The 2620-nt window shown below is 37.6% G+C and carries 1 protein-coding gene; it reads right to left on the bottom strand.

Annotated elements, in window-relative coordinates; translation table 11 throughout:
- Positions 1 to 148: 148 nt before the first annotated feature.
- Entirely contained in the window at positions 149 to 2416 is a 2268-nt protein-coding gene (locus tag CXF67_RS09210; protein ID WP_102088489.1) for an inorganic phosphate transporter, read from the bottom strand.
- Positions 2417 to 2620 lie beyond the last annotated feature (204 nt).

Genomic DNA, 2620 nt, shown 5'->3' with positions numbered 1-2620 from the left:
AGAATTTCGTGAGCCTAGATTTTTTTGGTTCGTTTTTTCATCAATGGAAAAAAGGAATGAAAGTAATAATTTTATCTAAAGTTTAAATAGAGAGTTACACTAAAACAGATTCCGTATCTCGCTATCGCTTTGCACGGAATGGGAGAGATTAAAACTCCTGCTTAGCTTCTTCGTAATACTCCCTGAACAATTCCAATAAAGCAATAGAAGTTTTAGTCAGATTTTTGGTCTCAAGTAAGATTCCAAAGTAAAGTTTAGAATTTTTGGGACTATTTTCAGTGTCCCGAATCCTTTCGATTTGTTTCTGTAACAGATTGGAAATTTTCTCTAAAACTTTACGTTCATCAGCGATGAGCTGCTGAATACTATCAAATTCTTGAGATTGAAAGGCTTTTACAAGATGACCGTAAACCTCATCAAGATCCCTTTGTACACTTTTTAAATCCCGAATTTGATTGAATAACAGATTCTTGTGATTGTTGCTCACGTGAGTATGACTACTTCTTGTGATATAGGCCAAAGACTGAACCATATCCTGAAGATAATCTAAAGTCAGCACATAAAACTTGGAGGCTTCTACGTTGGTCTCTTCTAAAGACTTGATGTAGTAAAAAACATTATCCTTCAATTCATCAATCACAACATCTAACTCATCCTGACTTTTCAAGCTCTTTTTAAGTCGACTTAAGTCATGATAGCCCAAGTTATTGACAACGTCTAAAAGCAAATTATTAACTCCTGAAATTACCTTTACAATGTTTTCAGAAGATTCTTTGGTGATTTCATTAATTGTAATGATATCGATTTTATTGAATTTCTTATGATCTCGTTCAAACTTGACCCGCTTGGAGTGTTTTAAAGCGCTTTTAATGATGGACACTAAGGCAAAAACCAATAAAATTGCAATCGCATAGTAGGAACCAAACCAAATAATAAGCGATAAAACTCCTGCTGCAGTAAAGGCGATAGCCGCTGTAGCGATCCAACTTCCAATAACATTAAACACTCCTGAAACCCGATAGACGGCGCTTTCTCTCCCCCAAGCTCTATCTCCAAAAGAAGTTCCCATAGCTACCATAAACGTGACGTAGGTGGTTGATAGAGGCAAAGTATAACTTGTCCCCAAAGAAACTAGAATACTCGCTAAAACTAAATTAACAGAGGCTCTCAACAAATCAAATGCTGGCTTAGCAACTCCCTTTTTATAACCAAAAGCCTTTTCGGGATAGGCAAACCTACTGTTGATTTTATTTTGAATAGGTTCAGACAGCACTTGAGAAAACGTCTGACCAACAAAAACAGAATACCTTACCACGGTTCTAGATAAGAAGTTAGGTTTAAAGCGTTCCTGGCCCTCTCCTTGTCTACCTAGGTTGACTCCTGTTTGGATAACATACTGAGCTTTACTAGAAAACCAAAGGGTTACCACCATAATTGCTCCAGCAATCACCAACAAGAATACAGGCGTTTGAACTTCCCCCGATAAGCCATCCATCAGAAACTCTGAAGGTAATACCCCCGAGGCTAAAAAAGCTTCTTGCCATAAGATAAAGGATTGCCAAGCGGCGATGCTCACTCCAATAAAGTTGACTAAATCGTTTCCTGCAAAAGCTAGGGCTAAAGCAAAAGTACCTATAACGACTATCACCTTCAAAATATGACAACGAAAAACTTGAATGAGAATTTGGGAGATTGCCGCCCAGAACACAAAACTAAAGCCAATAATTAAGAGCTTATTATCTAAAACACTCTCTATGATATTTTGGTCTAAAAAGGTGATAGAATTGGTTCCTTTCAGAAGTATGAAATAAGTAATCGCAGACAGGGAAACGCCCCCGTAAAGAGCGCCAATGTATTTTAGTTTTCTATGGTAGTCAAACGTAAAAATCAATCTGGAGACAAACTGAACCACAGCGCCAACCCCAAAAGCGACAAAGACCGAAATCAAGATGCCAAAGCTAATTTCAGAGGCTTTTTGGACATTTATAAACTGCTTAAGACCTCCAAGGCCTTCGCCTGTTTCATATAGCTTAAGCAATGAAATCACTACGGCAGCGCCCAACAATTCAAACACCACGGAAACGGTTGTCGACGTAGGAATGCCAATAGAATTAAAGAAATCCAGCAAAAGAATATCTGTAATAAGAACTGCTAGAAAAATGATGATGATTTCATCAAAAAAGAAGAGTTCAGGATTAAAGATCCCCTTCCTAGCCACCTCCATGAGGCCTGAGGAAAACACAGCGCCAACCAACACACCAAGACCTGCTACAATCAGAATCGTACGCATAGGGACAGCCTTGGAGCCAATTGCAGAATTTAGGAAATTTACCGCATCATTACTTACCCCTACCACCAAATCGGCGATAGCTAGTAGGAATAAGAGAACAATAAGGGAAATATATAGCGTTTGCATTCCAAAAAATCAACAACAAAAGTGCTGCTTTTCTTCGGTCTAAGTCTTGTATTTACTGTTATGAAATGATTAAGTTAATGGGTCTTAACTAATTTTTGTGAATCGCAAAATAATTTTGAATTAAATGAATGTCAGTTCGAGTGAGTTTTTAATTCAAAAAGTAGTTTTAATGAAGCACGAGATGACAAGTTTCTCAATAGCTAG

The sequence above is a fragment of the Psychroflexus sp. MES1-P1E genome (genome assembly GCF_002836055.1).
In the GTDB taxonomy this organism is placed as follows: Bacteria; Bacteroidota; Bacteroidia; order Flavobacteriales; family Flavobacteriaceae; genus Psychroflexus.
Note: the sequence above shows the minus strand (reverse complement) of the source record. Positions and strands in the feature narration are given on the sequence as shown.

What these genes read in the sequence shown, in the direction of transcription:
- CXF67_RS09210 (WP_102088489.1), bottom strand. Translation starts at nt 2,416, where the DNA reads ATGCAAACGCTATATATTTCCCTTATTGTTCTCTTATTCCTACTAGCT.